General features: G+C 67.9%; 11 protein-coding genes. 5 read left to right on the top strand and 6 right to left on the bottom strand.

The genetic code is table 11. From position 1 onward, the window contains the following. Positions 1 to 22: 22 nt before the first annotated feature. On the top strand, positions 23 to 922 hold the full coding sequence (locus ACT3SZ_RS10760; RefSeq protein ID WP_444618541.1) for a LysR substrate-binding domain-containing protein: 900 nt from the start codon (positions 23 to 25) through the stop codon (positions 920 to 922). Here ACT3SZ_RS10760 and ACT3SZ_RS10755 read toward each other — a convergent pair. Genes ACT3SZ_RS10755 through trmB form a run of 5 tightly spaced genes read right to left on the bottom strand, consistent with a single transcriptional unit; the run spans position 897 to position 6,578 of the window. Then, the gene (locus ACT3SZ_RS10755) at positions 897 to 1,316 is read right to left on the bottom strand and encodes a DUF3054 domain-containing protein (RefSeq protein WP_444618540.1); all 420 of its coding nucleotides are present in this window, start codon (positions 1,314 to 1,316) and stop codon (positions 897 to 899) included. The two genes, ACT3SZ_RS10760 and ACT3SZ_RS10755, sit on opposite strands and share 26 nt — an antisense overlap. Before the next feature lie 37 nt (positions 1,317 to 1,353). Further along, entirely contained in the window at positions 1,354 to 2,649 is a 1,296-nt protein-coding gene (locus ACT3SZ_RS10750; protein ID WP_444618539.1) for a lysylphosphatidylglycerol synthase transmembrane domain-containing protein, read from the bottom strand. 6 nt (positions 2,650 to 2,655) lie between these two features. After that, complete coding sequence (locus ACT3SZ_RS10745) at positions 2,656 to 5,136, bottom strand: MMPL family transporter (protein ID WP_444618538.1); 2,481 nt, start codon at positions 5,134 to 5,136, stop codon at positions 2,656 to 2,658. Between the two features lie 15 nt (positions 5,137 to 5,151). Beyond that, on the bottom strand, positions 5,152 to 5,796 hold the full coding sequence (locus tag ACT3SZ_RS10740) for an NYN domain-containing protein (RefSeq protein WP_444618537.1): 645 nt from the start codon (positions 5,794 to 5,796) through the stop codon (positions 5,152 to 5,154). Beyond that, positions 5,793 to 6,578 carry a tRNA (guanosine(46)-N7)-methyltransferase TrmB gene (gene trmB / locus ACT3SZ_RS10735; RefSeq protein ID WP_444618536.1) on the bottom strand — a complete coding sequence of 262 codons (786 nt, stop codon included), beginning with the start codon at positions 6,576 to 6,578 and terminating at the stop codon, positions 5,793 to 5,795. Before trmB ends, ACT3SZ_RS10740 begins: the two co-directional genes overlap by 4 nt. A 48-nt stretch (positions 6,579 to 6,626) precedes the next feature. Here trmB and ACT3SZ_RS10730 point away from each other — a divergent pair, with 48 nt between their 5' ends. The 4 genes from ACT3SZ_RS10730 (at position 6,627) to ACT3SZ_RS10715 (ending at position 11,303) form a co-directional block, all read left to right on the top strand. Then, complete coding sequence (locus tag ACT3SZ_RS10730) at positions 6,627 to 7,589, top strand: hypothetical protein (RefSeq protein WP_444618535.1); 963 nt, start codon at positions 6,627 to 6,629, stop codon at positions 7,587 to 7,589. Next, a complete protein-coding gene (locus ACT3SZ_RS10725; protein WP_444618534.1) occupies positions 7,586 to 8,140 on the top strand; it encodes a DUF6802 family protein in 555 nt (184 codons plus the stop codon). The genes ACT3SZ_RS10730 and ACT3SZ_RS10725 overlap by 4 nt, the downstream gene beginning before the upstream one ends. 73 nt (positions 8,141 to 8,213) lie before the next feature. Beyond that, on the top strand, positions 8,214 to 10,043 hold the full coding sequence (locus ACT3SZ_RS10720) for a phosphoenolpyruvate carboxykinase (GTP) (protein WP_444618533.1): 1,830 nt from the start codon (positions 8,214 to 8,216) through the stop codon (positions 10,041 to 10,043). A 30-nt stretch (positions 10,044 to 10,073) separates the two neighbouring features. Then, a complete protein-coding gene (locus tag ACT3SZ_RS10715) occupies positions 10,074 to 11,303 on the top strand; it encodes a glycerate kinase (protein ID WP_444618532.1) in 1,230 nt (409 codons plus the stop codon). Here the strand turns inward: ACT3SZ_RS10715 and ACT3SZ_RS10710 are convergent. Next, positions 11,258 to 12,196: a helix-turn-helix transcriptional regulator gene (locus tag ACT3SZ_RS10710; RefSeq protein WP_444618531.1), complete on the bottom strand. Its 939-nt coding sequence runs from the start codon at positions 12,194 to 12,196 to the stop codon at positions 11,258 to 11,260. The two genes, ACT3SZ_RS10715 and ACT3SZ_RS10710, sit on opposite strands and share 46 nt — an antisense overlap. Between the last annotated feature and the right edge of the window lie 172 nt (positions 12,197 to 12,368).

Below are 12,368 nucleotides of genomic sequence, written 5' to 3'. Positions count from 1 at the left end.
ATAGCACAGGGAGGCGCCGTCCGTGAGCGACCCGGTGGACCTCGACTGGTTCCTCGACCTCGTCGAGACCGGCAACATGGTCGACACCGCCCTGGCGACCGGTATCAGTCAGTCGGCGTTGTCTCGCCGCCTGGGCAAGCTCGAGGCCTCGGTCGGGGTGGAACTGTTCGACCGACGGGGGCGCAACCTCGTGCTCAACCACCGCGGCACCGTGCTGGCCGAGGCCGCCGCCCGCACTCGCGACACCTGGCGCACCGGTGTCGACGAGGTCCGCCGGCTCGTGGACCCGGAACTGGGAACGGTGCGCCTGGGGTTCATGCATTCCCTGGGGACCTGGATGGTGCCCGACCTGCTGAGAGAGTTCCGCACCGCCCATCCCGGCATCGACTTCGAACTGGTGCAGGGCGCGGCACTGGGGCTGGTCGACCAGGTGTTGGACGGGCGCTTGGACCTGGCGATCGTCGGGCCCCGCCCCGTCGAGCACGTGGCCTCCGGGGCGGTGGGGTGGACGGAACTGGCAGAGCAACGCCTCGGCCTGGCGGTGTCCTCGGACCACCGGTGGGCCGGGCGGGCGTCCATCGTCCTGGCAGAGGCCGCGGAGGAACCCTTCGTGGCAATGCTGGAGGGCTACGGCACCCGCCTGCTGCTCGACGGCCTCGCCGCCGACAACGGCTTCCGCCCCCGGCTGGTCTTCGAATCCATGGAGCTAACCACCGTCGCCGGGCTGGTCACCGCGGGCCTGGGTGTGGCGCTGCTTCCGCTGGGTGACCCGAACCTGCAGATGGAGGGGATGTCCGTGATCCCCCTGGACACGGACAAGGTGCGCGAGCTCGGCGTGGTGTGGGACGCCGCGGGCACCAACCTCACGCTGCCGGTGGCCCGCTTCCTGGAACTGGTCAGGCGGCGGGCTGTCGACGGGTGACGAAGGAGGCGACGGCCCGCCAGCCGATCATCAGGATGCCCAGGAAGATCAACGAGGTCAGCAGGAACATCCACACCAGCGACAGGTTCACGATGCTGCGCACCACGATGCCGATGAACCACGTGACGATGAGGATGCCGAGCCCGGTGCCGGGCGCGGGGCGCAGCGTGCCGGTGAGCAGCAGCGCCCAGGCCACCGCCAGGCCCAGCAGGAACGGCCAGGACGTCCCCAGCCAGCCGGTGATGGAGAACCCCGACTCGTGGGAAAGTCTGCCCAGCAGGGTGAAGAGGAGGACGGCGACGACGTCGATGACCAGCGCCATCGTGGTCGAAGTACCGGCGGTGGCGGAGAACGGACCGGCGGGGCCGGACGACACATCGGGGGATTTCGTCATACCGACCATTCTAGGGGGTGACCACCGCCCGTGGGGGTCACTCCTCCGGACGCTCCGGATGACGGGGGAGCCGGTCGATAGTGCCCCCGTCGTCCGTACCGTCCCCCGTACCGTCTTCTTCCTCGTGCGCGCGCCGCGCCGCCGATCCGCCGGTAATCTGCCGGAACGTCAGGCCCCGCCCGCTACGACGTCGGACGCCGGACGCGCCGGACGTACCGCCCACCGTCCCCGCCGTGCCGGAGGCGCCGGTGGTGCCCGTGTCGGACGCCGCAGACGCCGCAGCGTCCTGCTCCTCTTCCGGGCGGACGAACGTCCACAGGAACACCAGCCAACCGACCAGGGTGAGCAGCGCGAAACTGATCATCCGGAACACGATGACCGCGGCCACCGCCTGCCCGGACCCCAGACCTGCGGTGCTGACCAGCATCGTGGTCAGCGTGATGTCCACCGGGCCCAGTCCGCCCGGGGTGATCGGGGCCTGGCCGATGAGTTTGGCGGCGATGAACGCCAGCACCGCGCCGGCGACGCTGGGCTCGGCACCGATGGCCAGGATGCACAGGAACAGGCACACGATCTCCAGCACCCAGTTCAGCAGGGAGACGGACACCGCGTAGCCCAGCCACTTCGGTGAGAGGTCTACTGCCCGCAGCTGGTCGGCGAAGCTGCGGATCTGCGAGTGGAACCGGTCTGCCGGTTTGCGGCGTTTCTCGTTGAACCACGTCATCGCCGACAGCAGGGCCGACTGCACCTTCTCCGGATTGCGTGCCACCCAGTTCGCCGCGAGCGTGAGCGCGATCAGCGCGACCAGGGAGAAGGACAGCGAGAACACGTGCACATTCGCCTGCAGGAAGAACACCGCACCGAAACCCAGGAGGGCCATCGCCGCACCGGACAACACCCCGGAGATCACCAGGTACCAGCTGGCGATGACCGGGGTAGCGCCCCATTTCATCTGCTCGCGGAAGATCATCGCCGCCGAAATCGCCGGCCCGCCGGGGAACGACGACGACCACGCATTCGCCGACAACCCCAGCGCATTGGCGCTGGTGCGCTTCACCGGCACACCCGCCGGACGCAGCAGCGCGACCATCACCTCGGCCTGCGCGATCATCGACAGCCCCATCGCTGCCACGGCGGCGAGGATGTACCAGTTGTTGGCCTGCAGCATCGCCGCCCACCCCTCTTCGAGGAAGTGGTAGTGGTCGCGGGCGAGGAAGATGATCGCCCCCAGCAGCATGAGGGTGAGCAACGCCCGGACGCGCGGATCCTTCAACCATTGAAGGATCATGTGCCACCGGTCGCGGAAACGGCTGGGCTGGGGGTCGGAGGTCATCGGCGGTCAGTTCTCCCGGCTGTCGGGACGTTCCTGCTGTAGCCGGCGCATCAGCTCACTGAAGGGCACCGCCTCGTCCGACGTCGCGTGCGCACCGTAGGACGCTGCGTCGTCGTGCTCCTCAGCGTTCTCGTCGGACGCTTCGGCGTCCGCAGCGTCCTGCGTTTCGTCCTGTGTCTCGTCCTCTGCGGGCCGCGCCGCGGGCAGCGGCGCGCGGGAGGTGACGACACCCGGTGCGTCCTGCGTGTTTTCTGGCGTCTCTTCGGGAACCTCGTGCGGGGCGCCGACGGTGACCAGTTCACGGGCCGGCTCAGAGGTCTGCTCAGGGACATGCTCTGGGCTGTAGCCCTCGAGTTGCTCATTGTGGCCGATCTTGCGCGACAGGGTCGTGACCCAGCGCGGTGCCCACCAACAATCCTCGCGCAGCAGGAACATCACCGCGGGCACCAGCAGCATGCGGATGACCGTGGCGTCGATGATGAGCGCGGCGATCATGCCGAAGGCGATGTACTTCATCATCACGATGTCGGAGAACGCGAACGCCCCGGCCACCACGATCATGATCAACGCCGCGGCCGTGATGATGCCGCCGGTCGTGGCCGTACCGAATCTGATCGCCTGTGGTGTCGAGGCCCCGTGCGCCCGGGCCTCGACCATCCTGGATACGAGGAATACCTCGTAGTCCGTGGACAGTCCGTAGATGATCGCCACGATCAGCACCAGCACCGGGCTCATCAGCGGGCCCGGCGAGAAGTTGAACAGGTCCGCGCCCACACCGTCGACGAATAGGGCGGTCAGGATGCCCAGCGTCGCACCGGTGCCGAGGATGTTCATGATCACCGCCTTCGCCGGCAGGATCACCGACCCGAACACCAACGACAGCAGGATGAACGTGGCGGCGATGATGTACACCAGCATCCACGGCAGCTTGTCGAACAGTGCCTCAATCGACTCGACCTCCATCGCCGGGGTGCCGGCGACGAGCACCGACCCGTCGGCGTTGAGGCCGTGGGCGATGTCGCGCAGCTCATTGACGATGCGGTCATTGTCATCGCGGTCGGCGATACCGGCCGACAGCACCGTCACCCCGTCCTGCGTGGGCTGGGACACCTGGAAGGTGCCGGTCAGGCCCTCGATGGCATTGGCCTTCTGGAAGACCTCGCCGACGGCGGCATTGTCGCCCTCGACGACGAGCTTCACCGGGTCGGTACGGAACTCCGGGAAGTTGTCGTCGAAGTGGGACTGGGCGATGCGGGTGTCGTTGTCCGGCGGGAGGTAGGTCTCGTTGATGCCGCCGAACTTCACCCCGCTCAACGGGATGGTCAGCAGGATCAGCAGGGCCACGATGCCCAGCGTCATCAGCTTCGCGTGCTTCATCGCGAATGCCGGGACCTTGCCCCACCACGACGCCACCGTGGCCTCGCGGGTACGCCCGCGGCGGATGATCGTCCACTTGTCGATGCGGTGGCCGAGCATCGCGAACAGGCTGGGCAGCACCGCCACGCTGATCAGCGCGGCCAGTCCGACTGCGGAGATCGCACCGTAGGCCACCGATTTGAGGAAGGCCTGCGGGAACATCAACAGGCTCGACAACGCCACCGCCACCATCAGCGCGGAGAAGACCACCGTCTTGCCCGCTGAGGCGGTGGTATTGCGCACCGCGGTGCGCGTGTCATTGCCTTCGGCGAGTTCCTCACGGAAACGAGAGACCATGAACAGCCCGTAGTCGATCGCCAATCCCAGGCCCAGCAGGGTGACCACGGACTGGGAGAACGTATTGACCTGGGTGATGCCGGCGAGCACCGAGAGGATGCCCATCGACCCGAGGATCGACAGGATGCCCACGACCAGCGGCATGCAGGCGGCGACCACGCTGCCGAAGATCACCAGTAGCAGCAGAGCGACGACCGGCAGGCCGATCAGCTCGGCGCGCTGGATGTCATCGCCCATGCCGGAGTCCAGGGCACCGGCGACGGCCGTGGCCCCGCCGATCTCCACGGTGGCACCGTCCACGGTGATCTGGTGCAGCTCGTCCTCGATGACCCGGAAGTTGTCGAGTACCTCGTCCTCTGTGCCGTTCAGGCTGATCGCGGCGAAGGCGGAGGTGCCGTCGTCGGAGAGCATCTGCTCGTGACCGGTGTCGAAGTAGCTGGTCATCCCGGCCACCGCGTCCTGATTGCCGACGGCGATGGCATTGAGCTGGCTGGTGACGTTCTCCATCAGCCCCGGGTCGGTCAGGTCGGCACCGTCGGCGCTATCGCTGGTGACGAGCACGATCACGTCGCCGGAGGCGTCGCGTCCGAAGGTCTCCTGCTCGATCTGCGCGGCGCGGGTGGAGTCGCTCGTCGGGTCGTCCCACCCCTCCTGGCTCATCCGGTCGTCCAGCTGGGTGCCGATGCCCAGGTAGAGCACGCCGATCAGCACGATGATGACGGCGGGGATGATGCGTCGGAAACGGAAGGCGAAGTCGCCCCATCTCGTGAACACTTAGGAAGGCTCCTTTCAGCGAACCAACGCGGAGAGTGGGCGGTACGGCTGGAGCCAGGCACCGTCGTCCGGCAGGGAGTCGAGGTTGACGCGCGGCAACGGCGCGCGGAAGACCCCGGGGATGTCCTCGAGGTCGAGGAAGTCGATGGTCTCGTTCTCCACGGCCCAGTGGGCGTGCTCGTGGAAGCCGAGCACGGTCACCGGGATCTCCTCGGCGAGCTCTTCGAGCAGCTCGCGGAAGTTCTGCCCGTCGGCGCTGGCCACGACCAGGCCGTCGAGCACGCCCTCGTCACGACGACGCCGGATGTGCTCGAGCATGTCCGGGTCGACGTCGGAGTCCTCGGTGAGCTTGGGCTTGGCGAAGACGGCGAAACCGACGTTGCGCAGGGCGTCCACCCAGCCGCGGATCTGCTCGGCGGAGCCGGGCGCGACATTGGTGAACACCGTCGCCTCCGGCGTCAGCGTGGCAGCCTCGTCGATGAGCCAGCGGCCCACCGCGTCGAAGCGCGGGCGGTGCACGGCGTCGGGGCGTCCCCCCAGCAGGGAGCCCAGACCCATGTCGATATTCGGCGCGTCCCAGACCAGCAGGTACACCGGCGTCTGCTCCGCCTGCCCGCTGTAGGACAGGGCCTCGGCGTTGCCGGAGCGCCCGCCGCTCATCGCCGCGTCCAGAGGTATTCGCGGATGGTGTGCTCCTTGTCCAGGCCCTTGCCCTCGAACTTGGTGATGATCTGGCGATCGGTGAGCACCGGCGCCACCTCGGCGCGGGCCGTCTCGTCCTGCGGCCAGCCCAGGTACTCCAGGTCCGGTTCCACGTCGACGAGTTCGTCGATCCAGTCGGCGTAGTCGGCGTGGTCGGTGGCGACGTGCAGGATGCCGCCGGGGCGCAGACGCGAGGCGATCAGGTGCAGCGTGCCGGTCTGGATGATGCGGCGCTTGTGGTGCCGCGCCTTCGGCCACGGGTCCGGGAAGAAGATGCGCACCCCGGCGAGGCTGCCTGGGGCGAAGAGACGCTGCAGCACCTCGACCCCGTCGCCCTTGACCATACGGACATTCCCGATGTCGCCGCGCACGACCGAGCCCAGCAGCTTCGCCAGACCCGGCCGGTAGATCTCCACGGCGACAACATTGGTGTCCTCCTCCAGCGGGGCCATGGCCGCGGTGGACGTGCCCGTGCCGGAGCCGACCTCGACGATGGTGTCGTGGCCGGCGCGTCCGAACCATCCGTCGAGGTCAACCGGGTCGGTGAGGTCATCGGTGAGCTCGATGCCCAACGACGGCCAGTTCTCCTCCCAGAGGTTCTCCTGGTTGTCGGTGAGCGTGCCGCGCCGGAAACTGAAGCTACCCAGTCGCGGATAGTCGCGTCCGTCGTTAAACTCTGTCTGCAGGGGGCGGCCGCGGCCACCCGAACGCGGTGCTGGGGGGTTATCGGTATTAGACATCCCTCACATTGTGGCAGAACACAGCGGTACAGGGAACTAGGGGGAAGTGTGACGGTCATTTCTGTGATCGGCCCGGATGCGCGGGTCGTCGAGCAGGTTACGGCAGGTGTCAGGGCATTGGACGCCCGTACCGGGGGGAGTACCCGGCGCAGGTACGTCGCCGGGGCGGGCCCGGGGGAGGCCGACGGAGTCGTGGCGGTGGTGTCGCCGGACGGTTCGGGCGGTGCCGGTGGTGCTGGCGGTGCCGATCTTGAGGTGTTGCGTGCGGTGCGCGATGCGATGGGCGTGGTCGTGCTCTACGCCCCGGCGTCGGCCCACGCGCTCACCGACGAGGCCGGTGTGGTGCACTGCACGTGGGAGGGCGATTCCGCCGCCGCGCCGGGGCAGCTCGCCGGGTTGAGCTCGGTGCTCGACACGATGTGGGTGGACAGCGCCCGCTGGGAGTCGGACGCCCGACGCGCCGACGCCGAACGTCTCGACCGGGTGCGCATCGCCGTGCGCCTGGCCGCCGACCGCGCCGCCACCGCGCTACTCGACGGGCAGGACGGATCGGCCGCCGGTTTTACCGCCGGCGAGTTGGACGCGCGCTTTCGTGCCCGGCTCAGCGTCGCGGTGCTCGAACAGGGCGTGGATATGCCGCACCTGGCACCGGCAGAAACACCGCAGGACGCCGGGGCGTCCGGCGCGGCTGGCGCGTCCGGTACTTCCGGCATGTCAGGTATGTCGGGACGCCTGGTAACCGCGGCCGCGGCGCTCGGCGCGGGCCTCGCCGCGGCTGCGGGCGTCCTGCGTCTGACGGATTCTTTGCTCGCCGCCCTGGCGGCGGGAGTTGTGGTGGCGGGCGCGACCGCCGGGGCGCGCTGGTGGGCGGGGCGTGCCGCGCGCCGGGAGCGTGAGGCGGCGCGCCTGGCGGCGGCGTTGCGACGTCACTGGGCGGCGACGGTGACCGATGTGGTCGCCCGGCTCGTCGTCCCGCCGGTTGCGGGCACGGTTAAGGGGGCTGCGTCATGAGCGGCTGGGAGTTCGGGACGGACGGTTTCCCGCTGTTCCCCGGGGCGTCCGGCCTGGATCCGGTCGACCCTGCGCAGGTGGGCAGTGTCGGTGATGGCCTGCTGCTGGACCTGGGCGATGAGACCTTCGGCCTGCCGGCCTCGCACGTGCTCGACGAGCTGGAGGAGAGCGTGGTCGTCGAGGAGTCGGTCACGCTGAGTGATGACACGGGGATGACGATCTGCTCTGACACCGATGGTGACGGGCGGGTGGACGCCGTCTCGGTCGTCACCTTCGACGGCGGATGGTCGTCGTGGCGTCGGCAGGACTGTATGGCCGGGGTGAGGGGTGTGACGGAGATATCCGCAGATGTGTCTTCTGTCACAACTAACGGCGCGGATACCGGGGAGCGTATGCTCGGCGAAGAACACGCGGAACAGGGTGAATACGGCGCGGAGCAGGGCGGACAGGGCGATGGGTGGTACGACATCCCCCCGTCCACCCCCGGAAACGGACGTGGTTCGTGGGACCCGCGCGGGTGGGAATGTGTGGACAGGGGGAACTGGGGTTAGTCTGGGGAGACGCAGAATTAACCAGACACACCAGAACGCACCGTTCTCAGAACACATCTCGTCAGGAGTTTTCATGACCATCCCCGGGCTCGCCGGCCAGCCACCCACCCAGCACGAGGACCTCCTCGCCTGGATCTCCGAGGCTGTCGAACTCTTCCAGCCGGAGAGCGTGGTCTTCGTCGACGGCTCCCGCGAGGAGTGGGACCGTCTGACCGGTGAGCTCGTCGACGCCGGCACGCTGACCAAGCTCAACGAGGAGAAGCGTCCCAATAGCTTCCTCGCCCGCTCGAACCCGGCGGACGTCGCCCGCGTGGAGTCGCGCACCTTCATCTGCTCCGAGAAGCAGGAGGGTGCGGGCCCGACCAACAACTGGGCGCCGCCGGCAGCGATGAAGCAGGAGATGTCCGAGCACTTCGCCGGCTCCATGCGCGGTCGCACCATGTACGTGGTGCCCTTCTGCATGGGCCCGATCAGCGACCCCGAGCCCAAGCTCGGCGTGCAGCTCACCGACTCCGCTTACGTGGTGCTGTCCATGGGTGTGATGACCCGCATGGGCCAGGAGGCCCTGGACAAGCTCGGTACCGACGGTGCCTTCGTGCGCTGCCTGCACTCCGTGGGCGCCCCGCTGGAGCCCGGCGAGCAGGACGTGCCGTGGCCGTGCAATGACACCAAGTACATCACCCAGTTCCCCGACACCAAGGAGATCTGGTCCTTCGGCTCGGGCTACGGCGGAAACGCCATCCTGGCCAAGAAGTGCTACGCCCTGCGCATCGCCTCGGTCATGGCCAAGGAAGAGGGCTGGCTCGCCGAGCACATGCTCATCCTGAAGCTGACCAGCCCGGAGGGCAAGGACTACCACATCCTCGGCGCCTTCCCGTCCGCCTGCGGCAAGACCAACCTGGCGATGATCACCCCGACCGTGCCGGGCTGGAAGGCCCAGGTCGTCGGCGATGACATCGCCTGGCTGAAGTTCGGTGAGGACGGCCACCTCTACGCCGTGAACCCGGAGAACGGCTTCTTCGGCGTGGCCCCGGGCACGAGCTACGGCTCCAACCCGATCGCCATGGAGACCATGGAGGCCGGCAACACCCTGTTCACCAACGTCGCGCTCACCGACGACGGTGACGTGTGGTGGGAGGGCATCGGCGGGGAGACCCCCGAGCACCTCATCGACTGGAAGGGCAACGACTGGACGCCCGAGTCCGATGAGAAGGCCGCGCACCCGAACTCCCGTTACTGCGTGCCGCTGGCCCAGTGCCCGGTCGCCGCACCGGAGTACGACGACTGGCAGGGCGTGAAGGTCGACGCCATCCTCTTCGGTGGTCGCCGTGCCGACACCGTGCCGCTGGTCTCCCAGACCTACGACTGGGAGCACGCGACCATGGTCGGCGCGCTGATGGCTTCCGGCCAGACCGCCGCCCAGGAAGGTGCCGTGGGCACCCTGCGCCACGACCCGATGGCCATGCTGCCCTTCATCGGCTACAACGCCGGCGAGTACCTGCAGCACTGGATCGACATGGGCAAGCGCGGCGGCGACAAGATGCCGGACGTCTTCCTGGTCAACTGGTTCCGCCGTGGCGACGACGGCCGCTTCCTGTGGCCCGGCTTCGGCGAGAACAGCCGCGTGCTCAAGTGGATCGTGGAGCGCATCGAAGGCCAGGTCGGCGCCGACGAGACCGTGGTCGGCCACACCGCCCGCTACGAGGACCTGGACCTCGACGGTGTCACCGAGCCCGAGGAGGACATCCGCACCTCCCTGACCGCACCGCCGGAGCAGTGGGCCAGCGACATCGAGGACAACGACGAGTACCTCACCTTCCTGGGCCCGAAGGTCCCCGAGGAGGTCTGGGAGCAGTTCAACGCCCTGAAGCAGCGCGTGCAGGACGCCAAGGCTAAGAGCTAGGCAGTCCCTGCGGGTTCTCCTGGATAACCGATGACGCCGACCGTCTTGATCTGTTGCGACAAGTTCAAGGGGTCGGCGTCGTCGCGCGCGGTGGCCTCCGCGCTGGGCCGCGGACTGGAGTCCACCGGCTGCCGCGTGCTGATCAGGCCCCTGGCCGACGGCGGTGACGGCACACTCGAGGTCTTCGACGACCTCGGATTCTGCCGCCGCACCGCCCGCGTACGCGACTCCGGTGGGCGGCTGGTGGACGCCGAGTACTCGCTGGGTACGGACACGAGCGTGTCTTCAGCGCCAGCCGTGCCGACCGCCGTGATCGAGGTCGCCCGCGCCTGCGGGCTAGACATGGTCTCGCCCGGCGGCGCGACCCCTTCGGCGCAGGACGCCCGGGCCGCCGGCTCCTGGGGCGTCGGCGAGCTGGTGCGCGCCGCCCTCGACGACGGTGCCCGGCGCATCATCCTCGGTCTCGGGGGCAGCGCCACCACCGACGCCGGCTTCGGCATGGCACGCGGCCTTGGCGTGGAGTTCTCGGGTGCGGACTCCTTCAACGTGAACTCCGTCGCCGACCTCGGTGACGTCCAGGCCGTGGACCTCACCCACCTTGATCCGCGCCTGGCGCAGGTCGAGGTCGTGATCGCCTCGGACGTGCGCAACCCGCTGTGCGGGCCGGACGGTGCTGCCGCGGTCTATGGCCCGCAGAAAGGCATCGCCGCAGGCGATGTCGCCGACGTCGACGCGGCGTTGGCGCACTTCGCCACCGTCGTCGAGGACGCGCTCGGGACGTCCTACGTGGCAGGACGCCCCGGCGCCGGCGCCGCCGGCGGGCTCGGATTCATGGCCATGGCGCTGGCCGGCGCGCAGATGCGCTCAGGGGTCGAACTGATCCTCGAGGAGACCGGATTCACCGATGCCCTGCAGGTTGCGGACCTGGTCATCACCGGGGAAGGGCGCATCGACTCGCAAACGCTCAGCGGAAAGGCGCCGGCGGGTGTCGCCGAACGCGCCTGTGACCATGGTGGCCGCGGCGCTTACGGGGAGCACGGCGTCCCTGTCATTGCGGTGTGCGGGGAGAACCAGCTCGCAGCGTCCGGCGACGGTGGTCTCTTCGCCGCCATCCACGCACTCACCGACTACGAACCGGACGTGGCGGAGTGCATGCGCAATCCGCTGCCGATTCTGGAACGCATCGGGGCAGAGATCGGTGGTTCACTCCAGAGTCAGTCGAGTTCTGAAGGCGCCTCACCAGGGATAGAGAACCGGTGACGTTCGCTGTGGGGAAGGGCATCCGATCCCTTGCCCCGTCGTTCCTGAACCCAGGTGGACAAAAGCACAAGGCCGTCCGCTGTGGCGGAACCAGGATCAGCGGTGTACGTCGTGATGGACGTCTCGGGGTCACCCGGGAGGGCGAAATCGCTGTAGCTGAGGTCCAACTTTCCGGCGACAGGGTGATTGATGGACTTTCTGCCGTACGAGTGAATATGGACATCGTGGCGGGCCCACCGGGTCGCGAAGTCTGAGCTGCACGCCGAGAGTTCCCCGATCAACGACGTCAATTCCCTATCAAGGGGATCCCGGCCCGCGCTGGCACGGAGAGTCCCGACGATGAGACTGCGGCTCTGCTCCTGATCTAAGTAGAAACTCTCGGCACGGGGGTCGAGGAAAGCGAATCGGGCGAAGTTTGGCACCTGGTCACCAGAGAAGTCCAGGGTGTAGTACAACCCCTTGCCGAGGTCATTGGCTGCGAGCAGATCGAGCCGACGGTTCTGCACGATCGCGGGAACGGTCATGGACTCCAACACCTGGCGGACCGAGTCATCGAGAGGATTGGTGTTCCTCTTCCCAGTTGAGGAGCGGCGTGTGGTTCGGGACGGGGTGGAGGCATGCTGAGCCAGGTGGTAGAGGTGCGAACGCTCGGCCTCGGAAAGTTTGAGGACCTTGGCGACAGCGTCCAGGACACTCTCGGAGGCGCCTCCGATCCGACCCCGTTCCATACGTGTGTAGTACTCCACACTGACACCTGCCAGCATCGCCACCTCCTCCCGGCGAAGCCCAGGAACTCGCCGCTTCCCCGACACATAGGGAAGTCCTACTTGGTCAGGGGTGATCCGCGCACGGCGGCTCATGAAAAAGTCCCTGATTTCACGGTCGATTTCCATACCTGCCATCGTACGGCCGGGTCAGGCGGTTGAGGGAGGTACTGTGTGTGCCTGCCTAGTCCCACAAACACAGGAGAGGCAGGCTTGCCGGGTACTGACAGGGCCTCCCACGCCAGTTCAACTTGTAGTTTGCTGATACGACCAGAGACGGCCCCGGTTCTGCACCAGGGCG

It is taken from the genome of Corynebacterium sp. AOP40-9SA-29, assembly GCF_052377405.1.
In the GTDB taxonomy this organism is placed as follows: Bacteria; Actinomycetota; Actinomycetes; order Mycobacteriales; family Mycobacteriaceae; genus Corynebacterium.
Note: the sequence above shows the minus strand (reverse complement) of the source record. Positions and strands in the feature narration are given on the sequence as shown.